The 16,133-nt window shown below is 68.0% G+C and carries 13 protein-coding genes; 10 read left to right on the plus strand and 3 right to left on the minus strand.

Annotated features, from left to right (window positions below; all coding sequences use genetic code 11):
• Positions 1–238 precede the first annotated feature (238 nt).
• The gene (locus tag ACJMK0_RS08215) at positions 239–586 is read right to left on the minus strand and encodes an ArsR/SmtB family transcription factor (RefSeq protein WP_405237255.1); all 348 of its coding nucleotides are present in this window, start codon (positions 584–586) and stop codon (positions 239–241) included.
• 97 nt (positions 587–683) lie between these two features.
• Here ACJMK0_RS08215 and ACJMK0_RS08220 point away from each other — a divergent pair, with 97 nt between their 5' ends.
• The 8 genes from ACJMK0_RS08220 to ACJMK0_RS08255 all read left to right on the plus strand — a co-directional run bounded on the left by ACJMK0_RS08220 (position 684) and on the right by ACJMK0_RS08255 (position 9,397).
• Positions 684–1,565, plus strand: coding sequence for an MBL fold metallo-hydrolase (locus tag ACJMK0_RS08220; protein ID WP_405237256.1), 882 nt, complete (start codon positions 684–686; stop codon positions 1,563–1,565).
• Positions 1,562–2,839 (plus strand): NAD(P)/FAD-dependent oxidoreductase, encoded by a 1,278-nt coding sequence (locus ACJMK0_RS08225; RefSeq protein WP_405237257.1) that lies wholly within the window; start codon positions 1,562–1,564, stop codon positions 2,837–2,839. Before ACJMK0_RS08220 ends, ACJMK0_RS08225 begins: the two co-directional genes overlap by 4 nt.
• Positions 2,836–5,415 (plus strand): efflux RND transporter permease subunit, encoded by a 2,580-nt coding sequence (locus ACJMK0_RS08230; RefSeq protein WP_405237259.1) that lies wholly within the window; start codon positions 2,836–2,838, stop codon positions 5,413–5,415. Before ACJMK0_RS08225 ends, ACJMK0_RS08230 begins: the two co-directional genes overlap by 4 nt.
• Positions 5,416–5,443: 28 nt before the next feature.
• Entirely contained in the window at positions 5,444–6,283 is an 840-nt protein-coding gene (locus tag ACJMK0_RS08235; protein ID WP_405237261.1) for an outer membrane lipoprotein-sorting protein, read from the plus strand.
• Positions 6,283–7,668, plus strand: coding sequence for a hypothetical protein (locus tag ACJMK0_RS08240; RefSeq protein WP_405237263.1), 1,386 nt, complete (start codon positions 6,283–6,285; stop codon positions 7,666–7,668). Before ACJMK0_RS08235 ends, ACJMK0_RS08240 begins: the two co-directional genes overlap by 1 nt.
• A gap of 30 nt (positions 7,669–7,698) precedes the next feature.
• A complete protein-coding gene (locus ACJMK0_RS08245; protein ID WP_405224527.1) occupies positions 7,699–7,908 on the plus strand; it encodes a YgaP family membrane protein in 210 nt (69 codons plus the stop codon).
• The gene (locus ACJMK0_RS08250; RefSeq protein ID WP_405237265.1) at positions 7,905–8,525 is read left to right on the plus strand and encodes a Tll0287-like domain-containing protein; all 621 of its coding nucleotides are present in this window, start codon (positions 7,905–7,907) and stop codon (positions 8,523–8,525) included. Before ACJMK0_RS08245 ends, ACJMK0_RS08250 begins: the two co-directional genes overlap by 4 nt.
• A gap of 62 nt (positions 8,526–8,587) precedes the next feature.
• Positions 8,588–9,397 (plus strand): hypothetical protein, encoded by an 810-nt coding sequence (locus tag ACJMK0_RS08255; RefSeq protein ID WP_405237267.1) that lies wholly within the window; start codon positions 8,588–8,590, stop codon positions 9,395–9,397.
• A gap of 92 nt (positions 9,398–9,489) precedes the next feature.
• On the opposite strand, the gene ACJMK0_RS08260 is transcribed toward ACJMK0_RS08255, so the two are convergent.
• Together ACJMK0_RS08260 and ACJMK0_RS08265 are read right to left on the minus strand one after the other, a co-directional pair.
• Positions 9,490–11,361 (minus strand): N-acyl-D-amino-acid deacylase family protein, encoded by a 1,872-nt coding sequence (locus ACJMK0_RS08260; RefSeq protein ID WP_405237269.1) that lies wholly within the window; start codon positions 11,359–11,361, stop codon positions 9,490–9,492.
• A 37-nt stretch (positions 11,362–11,398) separates the two neighbouring features.
• Positions 11,399–12,295 (minus strand): alpha/beta fold hydrolase, encoded by an 897-nt coding sequence (locus ACJMK0_RS08265; protein ID WP_405237271.1) that lies wholly within the window; start codon positions 12,293–12,295, stop codon positions 11,399–11,401.
• 120 nt (positions 12,296–12,415) lie between these two features.
• Between ACJMK0_RS08265 and ggt the strand changes: the two genes are divergently transcribed.
• Together ggt and typA are read left to right on the plus strand one after the other, a co-directional pair.
• On the plus strand, positions 12,416–14,203 hold the full coding sequence (gene ggt, locus ACJMK0_RS08270) for a gamma-glutamyltransferase (RefSeq protein ID WP_405237273.1): 1,788 nt from the start codon (positions 12,416–12,418) through the stop codon (positions 14,201–14,203).
• Between the two features lies 1 nt (position 14,204).
• Entirely contained in the window at positions 14,205–16,034 is a 1,830-nt protein-coding gene (typA, locus tag ACJMK0_RS08275; protein WP_405237275.1) for a translational GTPase TypA, read from the plus strand.
• Positions 16,035–16,133: the final 99 nt, after the last annotated feature.

Below are 16,133 nucleotides of genomic sequence, written 5' to 3' on the forward strand. Positions count from 1 at the left end.
ACCTCACGGCTACGGGCCCGTCAGCGGCTGGGGCGGGCTGCGGGGGTCGTCCGGACCGACTGGAGCCGATAGACGATGTTAGGAGCGGCTTCAGCCGCGATTGATCAGGCCTGAAGGCCCTCCCACATGAGCGTCCCCCGTAGTCCGCCCCAGTCGATGGCGGGCCGACCCCGATAGAAGGATGCCGCAGTCAGAGGTCAGAAGAGCCGGATCGGGCCTGAAGGCCCTCCTACATGGGTCAGGCGTCGGTGCCGCAGTAGATGTCGTGCAGGAGGTTGATCATCTCCGTGGCCGGGCCGGGGACCAGCGAGTAATAGATACTCTGGGCATCCCGGCGGGTGTTCACCAGGCCCTCGCGGCGCAGGATGCCGAGCTGCTGCGACAGTCCGGACTGGCTCATGGGGATGCGGTCGTTCAGCTGACCCACGGTCATCTCGCTGCCGGCGAGGGTGCAGAGGATCATCAGCCGGTTCTCGTTCGACAGCGCTTTCATGAGCTGCGCGGCTTCTCCCGCGTGCTCGTGGATTTCCGAGAAATCGCGCTCGGCCGCGGCCCTAAAGGGCGCCTCTACGGATTTCGACGGCATCGCCTGGTCCCCTCCGATTCCGTAATAACCACGATTGTATATGGCCAAATTATAATATACAAATATAATATCCGAGATGAACAGCGGAGCTTGTCCCGTGAGCACCCCGAAAGTCGATACTTTTTACCACGAAGACACCAATACGTTCTCCTATGTGGTGTCCGATCCGGCCACACGGCAGGCAGCGGTCATCGACCCGGTGCTGGATTACTGCCCGGCTTCCGGGCGCACTTCGACGGAATCGGTGGATGCCCTGCTGGCCCTGGTGGAACGGCAGAGCCTGCGCGTCGCCTGGATCCTCGAGACTCATGCGCACGCGGATCACGTGACGGCGGCCGAGTATCTGCAGGAGCGGACCGGCGCCCCCGTCGGCATCGGCGCCGGCATCCGCGACGTGCAGGAGAACTTCCGCCGTACCTTCAACCTGGGACCCGATTTCCCCGCCGACGGTTCCCAGTTCGACCGCCTGTTCGCGGACGGCGACGGCTTCTCCATCGGCGAGCTGCCGGTACGCGTCATGGCGGTGCCGGGCCACACCGACGACAGCATCGCCTACCGGGTCGGCGAGGACACCGTCTTCGTCGGCGACACGCTGTTCCGGCCCGATTACGGCAGCGCACGCTGCGACTTTCCGGGCGGGGATGCGGGCCGGCTCTACGAATCCGTCCGGCGGCTGTTCGAACTGCCGCCCGAGACCCGCCTGTATCTCTGCCACGACTATCCGGCCGAGGCCGCCGAGCCCCGCTCGGTGACGACCGTGGCCGAGCAGCGGGAACACAACCGCCACCTGCGCGACGGCGTCTCCCGCGAGGAGTTCGTGCGCATGCGCGAGGAGCGCGACTCCGGGCTCGGCCTGCCCCGGCTGATCATCCCGGCCATCCAGATCAACATCCGAGCCGGCCGCCTGCCGCCCGCGGAAGGCAACGGCGTCTCCTACCTGAAGATTCCCGTCGACGCATTCCCAGGGAGTGGAACATGACACATATCGTCGTACTCGGTGCCGGTCTCGGCGGCATCACCCAGGCCTACGAGCTGAAGCAGGCGCTGTCCGACAAGGCCCGCATCACCGTCGTGAGCGACCTGCCGTATTTCGAATTCACGCCGTCCAACCCCTGGGTGGCGGTGGGCTGGCGGGAGCCGTCCGACATCCGCGTGGATCTGGCCGACGCGCTCGGCCGCCACGGCGTCCATTTCATCGGCAAGGCGGCGGCGAAGGTGCGCCCGGAGGAAAACCGCATCGAGCTGGCCGACGGCGAGAACGTGGACTACGACTACCTGGTGATCGCGACCGGGCCGGCCCTGGCCTTCGACGAGATACAGGGCCTCGGACCCCACGGCTACACCCAGTCCGTGTGCAAGACCGATCATGCCCGCCAGGCCATGGACGACTTCGAGAAGCTGGTGGCGGACCCCGGCCCGGTGGTGGTGGGCGCTGCCCAGGGCGCGTCGTGTTTCGGCCCGGCCTACGAGTACGCGTTCATCCTCGAGACGGAGCTCAGGCGCCGCAAGATCCGCGACCGGGTGCCGATGACCTTCGTCACGCCGGAGCCCTACATCGGCCATCTCGGCCTGGACGGCGTCGGCGACACCAAGAGCATGCTTGAATCCGAGCTGCGCGAACGCCATATCCGTTGGGTGACCAACGCGCGCATCGACGAGGTGACGGACGGCCGCGTCCGGGTGTCGGAGATGGCCTCCGCCGACAAGGTGGGCCAGGAACACGACATCGAATTCCGCCATGCGATGATCCTGCCCGCGTTCCGCGGCATCGACGCCGCGCGCGACGTCGAGGGGCTGGTCAACCCGCGCGGTTTCGTGGTCATCGACGACCATCAGCGCAACCCGAAGTATCCCAACATCTACGCCATCGGCGTCTGCGTCGCCATCCCGCCGGTGGGGCCCACCACCGTGCCGCTGGGCACGCCGAAGACCGGTTACATGATCGAGTCGATGGCGACGGCGGCCACCCACAACATCGCCGATGCCATGGCGGGTCGGGAGCCGGGCCACCGGGCCACCTGGAACGCGGTCTGCCTGGCGGACTTCGGCGACCGGGGCGTGGCCTTCGTGGCGCTGCCGCAGATCCCGCCGCGCAACACCAACTGGTCCGGCGAGGGCAAGTGGGTGCATCTCGCCAAGGTGGGTTTCGAGAAGTATTTCCTGCGCAAGGTACGCCGCGGCCAGACCGAGCCCGTGTATGAACGGCTCGTGATGCGTCTGCTCGGCGTCGACAAGCTGAGGCAGCCCTCATGAGACAACCCCTGATGCAGCTGGCCACGGGCAAGCCCCGTATCGTCTACGTCCTCACCGTGCTCCTGACGGTGCTGTTGGGATCCCAGATTCCGCGCATCCAGATCGACACGGATCCGGAGAACATGCTGCCGGACGACCAGACGGACCGGGTGTTCCACAACCGGGTGGAGGAGACCTTCCGTCTGCACGACGCGCTGGTGGTCGGCCTCGTCAACACGAGTCATCCCGAGGGCGTCTACAACGTGCAGAGCATGACGGCGCTGCACAGGCTCACGGACGAGATCCTGCAGCTCGACGGCGTGATCCGGCCCGACCTCATGTCGCTGGCCGTGGCCGACAACATCACCCAGGGCGAGCAGGGTCAGCTGCGCTTCGAATGGATGATGAAGCAGCCGCCGGAGACCCCGGAGGAGGCGGCGGCGCTGCGCGACCACGTGGAAGACCTGCCGATGCTGCGGGACACGCTGGTCTCCGGCGACGGCAAGGCCGCGGCCATCTACGTGCCCATCGAGAGCAAGGACCTGAGCTATACGCTGTCGCAGCAGATCCGGGCGCTGGCCGCCGAGCACGCGCCGGACCAGGAGATCCACATCACCGGCCTGCCGGTGGCGGAGGACACCTTCGGTCACGAGATGTTCGTGCAGATGGCCATCTCGGCGCCGCTGGCCGGCCTGATGATCTTCCTGCTGATGTGGTATTTCTTCCGCAGCGTGCGGCTCATCATCGCGCCCATGATCGTGGCCATGGTGACGGTGATCGCCACCATGGGGCTGCTGATCGGCCTCGGCTTCACCGTGCACATCATGAGCTCGATGATTCCGATCTTCCTCATGCCGATCGCCGTGGTGGACTCGGTGCACATCATGTCCGAGTTCGCCGACCGCTACGGCGGACGCGAATCCGCCGAGAAGGCCATCCGCGAGGTGGTCGGCCACCTGTTCCGGCCGATGCTGTTCACCTCGCTGACCTCGTCGGTGGGCTTCTTCTCCCTGCTGCTGACGCCCATACCGCCGGTGCGGGTATTCGGCGCGTTCGTCGGCTTCGGCATCCTGCTGGCCTTCCTGGTCACCATCGTGTTCATCCCCGCCTACGTGGTGCGGATGAAGCCGGACAGCCTGAAGGTGCTGGCGCGGCTCGGCACCGAGGAGCAGGAGAGCGACACGCTGCTCGCCCGGGTTCTGCGCAGGACGGGCTCTGCGGCGTTCGCCAACGGCAAACTGATCCTCGCGGTCACGGCTATCGTGGTGGCACTGAGCGTCGCCGGGGTGATGCGCATCCAGATCAACGACAACCCGGTGCGCTGGTTCAAGTCCAGCCACGACATCCGCATCGCCGACCGGGTGCTGAACGATCACTTCGCGGGCACCTACGATGCCTATCTGGTGCTGAGCTACGACAACGAGGCCAACCGGGCCGAGACCCGCCGCGAACTCGGGGAGCTCGCCGGAGAGCTCGGCTCCGGCCCGGCGCTGGACGCCGTGCGCGAGGCCGTCGACGCGGAAGAGGACGAGAGCGGCGCCTGGCTCGACCGGGTGATCGGTGCCGCGGACGATGCGCTGTTCGAGGTGAGCGCCGACGACGACATCGAGACGCTGGAGGAGATCCTCTCCACGGCCGAGCAGGCGTCGTCGCGCTCGAACTACTTCCAGCGCCCCGAGGCGCTGGCCATGATCGACAGTCTCCAGCAGGCGCTGGTGGATACCGGCAAGGTGGGCAAGGTGAACGCGCTGCCGGACGTCGTGAAGACGGTCAACCGCGAGCTCAGGACCGGCGAGCCGGAAGACTACCGCATACCGGATTCCCAGCGCGGCGTCGCGCAGACGCTCCTGCAGTTCCAGTCCTCGCACCGGCCCCAGGATCTCTGGCACATGGTGACGCCGGACTATCAGCAGACCACGCTCTGGCTGCAGCTCACCAGCGGCGACAACCAGGACATGGAGCGGGTGATCGAGGCCACCCGGGACTACCTGGACGACAACCCGCTGCCGGAGGCGGTGAGCGCGCGCTGGGCAGGCAAGACCTACATCAACCGGGTCTGGCAGCAGGAGATGGTGGAGGGCATGCTCTATGCGCTGCTGTCCGCCTTCGTCGTCGTGTTCCTGATGATGGCGTTCCTGTTCCGCTCGATCCGCTTCGGCGTGCTCGCGATGCTGCCGCTGTCCGCGACCATCCTGGGCGTGTACGGACTCATCGGCTGGGTGGGCAAGGACTACGACATGCCCATCGCCGTGCTCTCGTCGCTGACGCTGGGGCTGTCCATCGACTTCGCCATCCACTTCATCCAGCGCATGCGCTCGCTGCACGCGGAGCTCGGTTCCTTCGCCCGGGCGGCGCAGGCGGTGTTCGAGGAGCCGGCGAGGGCGATATCCCGTAACGCGATCGTCATCGCGCTCGGCTTCACGCCGCTGTTCCTGGCGCCGCTGGTGCCCTACATCACGGTGGGTGCCTTCATGGCCTCGATCATGGCCATCTCGGGCGTCGCCACACTGATACTGCTGCCGGGATTGCTGGGCGTCGCGCGACGCCTGTTCTTCCCGGGAGAGAACCCTACCGCCGAGGCCTCGTCGAATGACTAGAGAGAGGCGGAGGCAAGGAGAAAGACCCATGACCGACCTGAAGACGAAACCGACCCGGCTCGCGGCAATGCCCGCGGCACTGCTGGCGGCACTGCTGGCGCTGCCGCCGCTGGCGGCCGCCCAGTCCACCCCGGATGTCGACACCATCGTCGAGAAAGCCAATCTCGCCGCCTATTACGCGGGCGACGGCGGCCGCTCCGAGGTGCGCATGATCATCTACGACGAGCAGGGCCGCGAGCAGCGCCGCCAGTTCACCATCCTGCGTCGGGACATCGAGGACGGCGGCGACCAGGAGTTCCTGGTGGTGTTCAGCCGGCCCTCCGACGTGCGCGGCACGACCTTCCTGGTGAAGAAGCACGTCGGCAGCGACGACGACCGCTGGCTCTACCTGCCGGGCCTGGATCTCGTGAAGCGCATCTCCGCGGGTGACAAGCGCACGAGCTTCGTGGGCGCCCATTACTTCTACGAGGACGTCTCCGGGCGCAGCCCCGAGGAGGACGAGCACGAGTTCGTCGAGGAGACGGAGGACTACTACGTGCTGCGCCACGTCCCGAAGGACCCGGACATGGTGGAGTTCGAGGACTACACGACCTGGATCGACAAGGAGACCTGGCTGCCGATGCGCATCGAGTACCGGAACGCCGCCGGCGAGACGTACCGGACCATCGAGGCGGGGGCCGTCGAGACCATAGAGGGTTTCCCGACGGTGACGAAGAGCCGGGTGGAGGACAAGTCGCTGGGCGGCTACACGCTCATGCAGTTCCGCTTCATCGACTACGACATCGGCCTGCCCGCCGATATCTTCACCGAGCGCTCGCTGCGCCGCCCGCCCCGCGAGTGGCTGGAGCGCACGGAGGGCGGCAGCTGATGCCACGCGTCCTCGCCATCGTACTGCTGGCGGCCCTGATGCTGATGGTGATGCTCGCCGCCGGCCTCGCCGCCGCCCAGGAGGAAGACCCGTGGGCGGATGAGGGGGCGGACGAGCGGGCGAGCGAGGGCAGCGAGGACCCGTGGGCGGAGGAGAGCGGCGACGAGTGGGCCGAGGGCTGGGGAAACTCCTTCGAAGATAGCTGGGAAGACGAGGGCGGCGGCATCGTCTTTACCGGATTCACGGAACTCGCCGCGGGCATGCGGGCGGATAGCGACGGCCCGGTGGACCGGCGCATGACGCTGGGCGATGCCCGCCTGCGTGCGGAGGCCGAGTGGATTGGTGACGCCCTCGAGGCCAATGCCGTGGGCGACGTCTGGTACGACGCGGTGACGAGCGACTTCGAGGTGGAGGTACGCGACCTGACCGTCGCCTTCTCGCCGACGGAGGACATCGACGTCACCGCCGGCCGGCAGGTGCTCACCTGGGGCACCGGCGATCTCCTGTTCCTGAACGACCTGTTCCCGAAGGACTTCGTCTCCTTCTTCGCCGGCCGGGACGACGAATACCTGAAGGCGCCGTCGGATACCGTGCGGGTGGGCTTCTACAACGACCTCGCCAACGTGGACGTTGCCTGGACGCCCCGCTATCAACCCGACGAGTATCTGACCGGCCAGCGCTTCTCGTTCTTCTCGCCCCTGGCCGGGCAGGTGGTGGCGCCGGACCCGCCGATCGGCGCGGTGGAGCCGAGCCGGTACGAGCTGGCGCTGCGGCTCTACAAGACGGTGCGCGGCGTGGAATACGCCGCCTACGGTTATCACGGCTACTTCAAGCAGCCGACGGCGGTGGACGCCGACGGCCGGCTGACCTTCGCGCCGCTGACGTCGCTCGGCGCCAGCGTGCGGCTGCCGCTGTGGTCCGGGCTCTTCAATGCGGAATTCGCCTGGTACGACTCCCGGGACGACGAGGACGGCGACGACCCGGCCGTCCCCAACAGCCAGGTGCGCTTCCTGGCCGGGTTCGAGCGCGAGCTGGTGGCCAATTTCACCGCCGGCTTCCAGTACTACGTGGAGTACACCCGGGACCACGACACGCTGATCGCGAACTCGCCGACGCCGCAGTTCGAGCCCGAGGAGTACCGGCAGGTGCTCACGAACCGGCTCACTTACCGCATCGACCAGGACCGCTGGACGCTGTCCCTGTTCACGTTCCTCTCGCCCTCGGACGAGGACTTCTACCTGCGCCCGTCGGTGACATTCCGCCAGAGCGACGAATGGCAGTTCACCGCCGGCGGCAACTGGTTCGGCGGCCGGGACGATCACACGTTCTTCGGCCAGCTCGAAGACAACAGCAATCTTTACGTGCGTATCCGCTACAACTATTGAGCGACAATTCAGACTACAGGAGAAATCATCATGTCAGTCGAAAGAGGCATCTTCGCATTCGCAGGTTTCATGGTCCTGCTCTCGGTCTTCCTGACCTACTTCGTGCACCCCTGGTTCGTCTGGCTCACGGTCTTCGTGGGCGCGAACCTGCTGCAGAGCGCCTTCACCGGCTTCTGCCCGGCCGCGATGGTCATGCATAAACTCGGCATGCGCACCGAGAAGGAACTGGCAACAACATGACAGGTGCCGGACCGAACTTTCGCAACTTTTCCAACTTGTTTGCCCGGCGCGCCGGCCGCCTGACCGGCGCGCTGGCGCTTGCCGCGCTGATCACCGCCTGCGGCGCCGAACCGCCGGCAGAGCCCGGCGCGCCGGAGGTATCCCCGCAGAAGGTGGAGAAAGCCCGGGCGGCAGCCGCCGAACTCGGCAAGCGGCTCAAGTCCCGCCTGATGGAAACCATGGGCAGCGAGGGCCCCGTCGCGGCCATCCGCGTATGTTCGGAGGAGGCGCCGGAGATCGCGCGCGAGGTCTCGGCGGATGCCGGCCTCACGGTGTCGCGCACCAGCCTGAAGACGCGCAATCCCGACAACGCCCCGGACGCCCGCGAGCGCGCGGTGCTGGAGCTGTGGCGCAACAAGATCGATGCCGGCACGCCCGCCGCCGCGCTGGAACCCTTCGCGAGCGACGGCGGCGACTTCCTCTGGATGAAACCCATCGTGGCCGAGCCGGCGTGCCTGATGTGCCACGGCAGCGACGTCCCGGAGGCGGTAGCCGAAGCGATTGCGAAGCGCTACCCGCAAGACCGCGCGACCGGTTACAGTGCCGGTGACCTTCGCGGTGCGTTCGTCGTGCGCTGATGCCGACGGGCCCATCCCTATCCACCCGGCACACCGGGCTGCAACGACCACAGGAGGATCAGATGCCTGCAGGGAAACTGGTGAACGCCACGATGACGTGGCTGGCCACGACGACGACATTGGCGATGGCCATGGTCATCGCCGTGGTGATGGCAATGCCCGCGGCGGCCGGCGCGGAGACCACCCGCATCCCCGTGCACGTCCTGTCCCAGGACGCCAAGCTGATCGGCAGCGGCGTCGGCGGCGCCTGGGTGACGGTCACGGACGCCGCCACCGGCGAGATGCTCGCCCAGGGCGCCCACCGCGGCGCCACCGGCGATACGCAGCGGATCATGCGGCTCGATCCCCAGGAACGGGACACCGTGCTGTTCGACACCGAAGGCGCCGCGGTCTTCGTGGCGGAATTCGATATCGACGAGCCGACGGTCGTGCGCATCGGCGCGACCGGCCCGCTCGGTAATCCGGACGCGAGCATGCGGGCGACCACCGAGATGCTGGTCACGCCGGGCGCCGAGATCACCGGCGACGGCGTCGTGCTGACGCTGCACGGACTGAACATCGAGATCCTGGAGGCAGCCGCCGGCACCGCCGACGAGCCCGTCCGGGTGCTCGTGAACGTCGGCATGATGTGCGGCTGTCCGCTTACCCCGGGCGGCCTCTGGGACGCCGGCACCGTCGAACTCACGGCGCGTCTGCTCCGCGATGGCAAGGTCGTCGCGACGGGCGCCCTGGACTATGCGGGCGAGCCCAGCCGCTTCGACGGCGCGGTCACGCCCCCCGGGCCCGGCGCCTACACGCTGGAGGTCATCGGCGCGCAGCCCTCGAAGGCCAACTTCGGCCGCGCGCGCATGCCGCTCGCGATCGGCGACTGAGGCACGTCGAGAGAGGATCCTCTAGAGGGGCCTCGTCAGCATCGTCGCGGGGACGGTCGGCGCATACGAATCGCGCCGACCGTCCCCCTCACTCAGGCGGCGCGCAGGACGCGGCCGCACTTCTCCTGTCCGAACACCGGCGTGTAGGCGTCGCCCTGCCAGACCACCCGCCCGCCGACGATCACCCACGGCACTACGCCGTCGGAGCGGTTCACGAGCTGGCTGTGCTCAAAGTCCTCCCGATAGACGCTGCGGATGTTGGCTTCCGCGTCGTAGCCGGCCAGCGCTTCCGGGTCCACGATGGTGATGTCCGCCGCCGAGCCCGGATCGATGCGTCCGGCCGGGATGCCGAAGAATTCCGCCGGGTCCCGGGTCAGCCGCCGCACCATGTAGGCCACGCCCTCGTCGCCGTCCGCCGAGGCCAGCTGCAGCGCCCGCAGGTTGCAGTCGTAGAACGCCATGTTGGTGAGATGCGCGCCCGAGTCGTTGAAGCCGGGCAGCAGTTTCGGGTGCATGATCAGCTTGCGGGTCATCTCCGCATCCCGGTTGGCGGTGATCATGTACCAGTACAGGTCCGTGTCGTAGACCTTCAGCAGGTGCAGGAAGAAATCGGCGTCGTCCCGTATCGGGTCCGGAAACGCGGCGAAAGCCTCGCTCTCGGTCTCCGATCGGGCCATCGAACGATCGCCCGCCTGCCAGCTCCTCAGCCGCTCGTGGATGTCGGACATCGCCTCGCCGGACCAGTCCGGTACCGGGCACGTGTCCACCACCATGTCCTCCAGGGAACGGCCGAAGGCCAGGTCCTCGCGCTTCAGCCGCCGCTTGATCGCGTCCAGACCGAAACCGCTCTTGCCCTTGTGCCACATCTCGCGGAAGTCGCGGACGAACAGCGGATCTTCCAGCAGCGCGCGGCGGGCCGCCCGGTCCTCGAGATCGGTCATGTTCAGCTGCCGCAGGACGGGGATCTCCTCGAAGATCGGGTTGATCGGCCCCTCGGACCACACCTTGAAGCGGCCGGCCAGTGCCTGCAGCGCGAAGCGCCCGTCGACGGCGCGCGAGTTCAGCAGCCGCGCGAGCATCATGCCCAGCTTCGCGATGCCCCGGTTGGTGGCCACGTCCAGTGCGGCCACCACCGTAGTCTTCAGCGGCTTGCCGTGCAGCCGGCCGCTGGTGAGCAGCAGATTCCTGAGCGTCTGGCTCACGCTGTCCTTTGGTGGCGTGGCCTGCCACACGCGGCCGTGGCGGCGCACCACTCCGGTCAGGCGCTTGAGCTCACCGTAGCTGCCGTACTGGGTGGGGATCTTGCGGTCCCGGTGCGGGTCGTTGGCGAGATAGTGGAAGGGCAGGGCATCCGTGGAGAAGCCCGCATAGCCCTGGCGCATGCCCTTGTCCAGCAGCGCCGCCATCTCGTCCAGCTCGGCCTCGGTGGGCTCGCGGCTGATGCTGTCCGCGAGCCCCATTACCTCGATGCGCAGCATGGAGTGCGGGATCATCGTGACGAGGTTCGCGCCGAGCGGCAGCGAGTCCAGGTGCTCCAGATACGCGCCACTGTCGTGCCAGTCGGCCTGGTCCGCGACCTTGGAGAGCACGTGCTTTGGCACGTTCTCCACCCGGGCGAAGCAGTCCACCACCGGGTCCGCGCCGTTGCGGCGCTGGTTGCCGAAGGCGAGCCCCAGGCTGCAGTTCGCTACCACCACGGTGGTGGTGCCGTGGCGCACCGCCTCGGGCAGGCCGGGGGCAATCTCCACCTCCAGATCGAAGTGGGTGTGGATGTCCAGCAGGCCGGGCATCAGCCACTTGCCGTCGGCGTCGATCACCTCGGCCGCGCCGGACTCCGGCAGGCCGACGCCCCGGGCCGCGATCCGGCCGTCGCGCACGGCGACGTCCTCCACCCTCGGCGGCTCTCCCGAGCCGTCGAATACCCTGGCTCCCCGGATCAGCAGATCCCAGAACTTGTCGGTCACCGGCGATTCCTCCCCCTCTGCGGGCAATGGTTACGGGTCAGGCATTCTCCCCGGCGGGGAAATGCGCATCAAGAAACTCCCGGTAGTGGGCGAGCACCTCCTCCGGCGCCTCCACCTGCGGGTAGTGGCCGATCCGCGGCAGCTCGACGATGTCGCGCTGGCTCACGAGTTCCCGGTAGCGGGCCACCATGTGAGCGCCGGACACCGGGTCCATGGAGCCGTTGATCAGCTGGATCGGGATCGCCGCCGTCCGCAGCGCCTGCACCCAGCGCTCGCGGTGGCGGCGGCGGTCACGGATATAGCGGATCAGCCGATGGGCGATGTAGTCGCCGCGGTTCTCGGTGATCAGTGTCCAGAAGGCGTCGAGATCCTCCGCCGACGGCGGCGTCTGCGGCCCGAACACGGCGCGCAGGTTGCGCTCCAGCGTGCCCCGGCTCATCAGCCGGCCGATCACCGGGCCCAGCGGACCGTGCAGCAGCTTCTGCGAGAGGCGCGCGTGGTGGGTCTCCGGGAACAGGCCGCCGTTCAGCAGGCACAGCGACAGCCACCGGCGTTCCTCGCGGGGCCTCGCGTTCTCCCGCGCCAGCATCTCCTGGGCCACGGTGTCGCCGTAGTCGTGGGCCATCACGTGGAAGCGGTCCAGACCGAGGCCGGCGATCAGCTCTTCCAGCAGGTCCGCCTGCTCGTGGATGGTGTAATCGTGGCGTTTCGGCTTGTCGGAGAAACCGAAGCCGAGCATGTCCGGCACCACGAGCCGGTAGCCGGGCTCGAGACCGGGGAAGAGACGGTGGAAGTCCCAGCCCGCGGTCGGGAAGCCGTGGATGAAGAAGATCGCGCCCGGGCGCTCCCCGGCCGGGTCCGTATCCATCAGGAACAGCTCGTGGCCGCCCGCCTTCACCCGGCGGCCGCGATGCCGCCATTGGTCCAGATCCATGCTCTCTCCCCGACGCATCTTTGTTATCGGGCGGAGATGCTACATCATCCGGCCGCGTTATACTGACGGGCTGCACCGACCCGGACGGGCGCCCCCGCGGCGCCAGGAGAACTCCCGTACATGTTGCCACGCCTGCTCGCACGCCCCCTGCTGACGCTCACCGCCGCCTTGCTCGCGCTGGCCCCCGCCCTCGAGGCGCGGGAGCCCGTCGGCGAGCCCATCATCCGCTACGACGCCATCCATCACCCCGTGATCGATGCCGAGGGCATGGTGGCCACCCAGAACGCCATCGCCACCGAGGTGGGCGCGCGCATACTCGCCGAGGGCGGCAATGCCGTGGACGCGGCCGTGGCGGTGGGCTTCACCCTGGCGGTGACGCTGCCCCGCGCCGGCAATCTCGGCGGCGGCGGCTTCATGCTGGTTCATCTCGCCGAAGAGGACCGCACCATCGCCATCGACTACCGGGAGATGGCGCCGGCCGCGGCAGGCCGCGACATGTACCTGGATGCCGAGGGCAACGTGGACAAGGAGGCGTCGCGGTTCAGCCATCGCGCGTCCGGCGTGCCGGGCACGGTGGCGGGGATGCATCACGCCCTGACCCGCTACGGCACGATGTCCTGGCCGGAGGTGATCGCGCCCGCCATCGAACTGGCGCGTGACGGCTTCCTGGTCAGCCACGACATGGCCTGGAGCCTGCAGCGCTGGAGCGAGCGGCTGCTGCGCCATCCCGCGACGGCCGCCACCTACTTCAAGCCCGACGGCACCGCCTGGCAGCGCGGCGAGCGCTTCCGCCAGCCGGACCTGGCCGCCACGCTGGCGCTGATCGCCCGCGAGGGCCCGGCCGCATTCTACGAGGGTGCCATCGCGGAGAAGATCGCCGCCGAGATGCAGACGAACGGCGGGCTGATCACCCTGAAGGACCTGGCCGGGTACCGCGTGGCGGAGCGCGAACCGGTGGTGGGCGAATACCGGGGCCACCGGGTGGCGCTGATGCCGCCGCCCAGTTCCGGCGGCGTGCACATCGTGCAGATGCTGAACGTGCTCGAGCGGTTCCCGGTCGCGGACCTGGGTTACGGCAGCGCCGACGGCCTGCACCTGCTGGCCGAGGTCATGCGCCGGGCCTACGCCGACCGCGCGAAGCACCTCGGCGACCCCGACTACTACGGCGTGCCGGTCGACTGGCTCACCGGCGAGGCTTACGCGAAGAAACTGGCTGACGCCATCGACATGGACGAGGCGACACCCTCCACTGAGATCCGCCCGGGCACGGCGCCGCCGGCGGAGAGCCGGGACACCACCCACTATTCGGTGATGGACGCCGACGGCAACGCGGTGGCCAACACCTATACCCTGAACTTCTCCTACGGCTCCGGCATCACCATTCCCGGCACAGGCATCCTGATGAACAACGAGATGGACGACTTCTCGGCGAAACCCGGCGTGCCCAACGCCTTCGGCCTGCTCGGCGGCGAGGCGAACGCCATCGAGCCCGGCAAGCGGCCGCTGTCGTCCATGACGCCGACGCTGGTCTTCAGGGACGGCGAGCCGCTGCTCGCCACCGGCACGCCCGGCGGCAGCCGCATCATCACCACCGTGCTGCAGCAGCTGGTGAACGTGATCGACCACGGCATGGGGATTGCGGACGCCACCCACGCACCACGGGTACATCACCAGTGGATGCCGGACGTGCTGGGCATCGAACCCGGCTTCAGCCCGGACACGCTGGCGCTGCTGCGCGCCCGCGGTCACGAGCTGGCGGATGCCCGCTGGTCCATGGGCAGCCTGCAGTCGGTGATGTACCGGGACGGCTATTTCTACGGCGTCTCGGATCCTCGCCGGCCCGACGCGGCCAGCATGGGCCCGGCCCTGGTCCGCTGCCTCGCGGCCGGCCAGGCCTGCGTGCACTGACATGAGCAAGGTCAATCGTCTGCGCAACATCGCCATCATCGCCCACGTCGATCATGGCAAGACCACCCTGGTGGACCGGCTACTGCAGCAGTCCGGCACGCTGGATGCGCGCGCCGATCTCGGCGAGCGCATCATGGATTCGAACGACCTCGAGCGGGAACGGGGCATCACCATCCTGTCGAAGAACACCGCCATCCGCTGGGGCGAATGGCGGGTGAACATTGTCGACACCCCGGGCCACGCCGATTTCGGCGGCGAGGTGGAGCGGGTGCTCAGCATGGTGGACAGCGTGCTCCTGCTGGTCGACGCCGTGGACGGGCCCATGCCCCAGACCCGCTTCGTCACCCAGAAGGCCTTCGCGCGGGGCTTCACGCCCATCGTCGTGATCAACAAAATCGACCGGGACGGCGCGCGCCCCGGCTGGGTGCTGGACCAGACCTTCGACCTGTTCGACCGTCTCGGCGCCACCGACGCGCAGCTGGACTTCCCGGTGGTCTACGCCTCCGCACTGGGCGGCTACGCGGGCCTGGAGCCCGACGTCACGGACGGCGACATGACGCCGCTGCTGCAGACCATCGTCGAGCGGGTGCCCGCGCCGGACGTCGACCCCGACGGGCCGCTGCAGCTGCAGGTCTCGAGCCTGGACTACGACCCCTACGTCGGCGTGATCGGCATCGGCCGCATCACCCGGGGCACGGTGCGGGCCGCGAGCTCGGTCACCATCGTGGGCGCCCACGGCTCGCACCGGCCCGGGCGGGTGCTGGAGCTCTACGGCTTCCACGGCCTGGAGCGGCAGAAGATCGAGTCCGCCTCGGCCGGAGACATCGTCGCCTTTTCGGGCATCGAGACCCTGCACATCTCCGACACGCTGTGCGACCGGGAGCATCCCGAAGCCCTGCCCGCGCTGTCGGTGGACGAGCCGACCATCAGCATGACCTTCCAGGTGAACAAGTCGCCGTTCGCCGGCAAGGAGGGCAAGTTCCTCACCAGCCGCCAGATCGGCGAGCGGCTGGATCAGGAGCTCAAGCATAATGTGGCCCTGCGGGTGGATCGCACCGAGGATCCGGACAAGTTCCGGGTCTCCGGCCGGGGCGAGCTGCACCTCTCCGTGCTGATCGAGAACATGCGCCGGGAGGGCTACGAGCTGGCCGTCTCCCGGCCCGAGGTCATCCGCATCGAGAAGGACGGCAAGTGGCTGGAGCCCTGGGAGCTGCTCACCGTCGACTTCGCCGAGGACTACCAGGGCGCGGTGATGAGCCGGCTGGCCGAACGCAAGGGCGAACTGCTGGGCATGCAGCCGGACGGCAAGGGCCGCATGCGCCTCGACTACCGCATCCCGTCCCGGGGCCTGATCGGTTTCCGCACCGAGTATCTGACCGCCACGGCCGGCACCGGCCTCATCCACCACGTCTTCGACGAGTACGGCCCCGCGGTGGAGGGCGGCATCGGCCAGCGCATCAACGGCGTGCTGATCTCCAACGTGCAGGGCAAGGCGCTCGCCTATGCGCTGTTCAATCTGCAGGAGCGGGGCAGGCTGTTCATCGGCCACGGCGCCGAGGTGTACGAGGGCATGATCATCGGCATCCACAGCCGCGGCAACGATCTCGTGGTGAACCCCACCAAGGCCAAGCAGCTCACCAACATCCGCGCGGCCGGCTCCGACGAGAATATCCTGCTGACCACCCCCATCCGCTTCTCGCTGGAGCAGGCGCTGGAGTTCATCGACGACGACGAACTGGTGGAGGTCACGCCGGCGAGCATCCGGCTCAGGAAGAAGCTGCTGACGGAGAGCGACCGCAAGCGGGACTCCCGCCAGAAGCCTGCCGTCTGAACCCTGTCGAGACGGCGTATCGGCGCAGCCCCGCCCGGATACGGGTATCTCCGGATTCCCGTGTCGGGCCAACCCCTTAGACTCGTTCTAAACGCGCTC

Source organism: Lentisalinibacter orientalis (assembly GCF_040706535.1).
In the GTDB taxonomy this organism is placed as follows: Bacteria; Pseudomonadota; Gammaproteobacteria; order Steroidobacterales; family Woeseiaceae; genus Lentisalinibacter; species Lentisalinibacter orientalis.